This is a genomic window from Pseudomonas sp. DrBHI1, from assembly GCF_002205115.1.
GTDB classification, from domain to species: domain Bacteria; phylum Pseudomonadota; class Gammaproteobacteria; order Pseudomonadales; family Pseudomonadaceae; genus Aquipseudomonas; species Aquipseudomonas mosselii.
This window is the reverse complement of record NZ_NIBE01000012.1, coordinates 1-602: the sequence shown is the minus strand read 5'-3', so window position 1 is coordinate 602 and position 602 is coordinate 1. Positions and strand designations below refer to the sequence as shown.

Here is a 602-nt window from a genome sequence, read left to right as displayed (position 1 = left end):
ATATTGACGTCCAGCGAGCCACTGGCCGTGCTGCCGTCGGTATCCGTGGCCGTGACGGTGAAGTGCTCCGTGAGGCTGTTGGCGCCGTCGCCGTTGGCATGGGTCTCATTGTCCAGCAAGGTGTAGCTGTAGCTGATCACGCCCGTGGTGGGGTTGTAGCCGGTGATGGTCAGGGTATTGCCCAGGGCCGTGGTGATCGACTGCGGGAAGCTCGCCGCCACGCCACCGCTGACCACGCTGATGCCGCCGACGCTCAAGGATTGCAGGCCATCCGGCGCGCTGACCGTGAAAGTGCCGCTCTGGGTCAGGGCGCCCGGGTTCGGCGCACTGCCATCGGCCAGGTTCTTCTCGTAGACGGTCAGTTCGCCACCGTTCACGTCCAGCCCGCCCAGGGTCACCGGGTCGTTGAGGTTGCTGACGTTGAGGGTCAGGGTGGCGGTGCTGGTGTCGCCGTCGGCATCCTTCAGGGTGTAGGTGAAGGTCTCCACCCCATTGCCACCGCCGTGCAGGTTCTTGAAGTCCGGGTCGTTGGTGTTGAGGGTGTAGGTGTAGGAACCGTCCGCCGCCAGCACCAGGGTGCCGTAGGTGCCAACGAAGGTACC

General features: G+C 65.0%; 1 protein-coding gene. It reads right to left on the bottom strand.

Translation table 11 applies throughout. The features are described from left to right. Nucleotides 1-602 (bottom strand): VCBS domain-containing protein (locus CC207_RS02015; protein WP_143496047.1); only part of this gene is annotated, 602 nt, incomplete at both ends.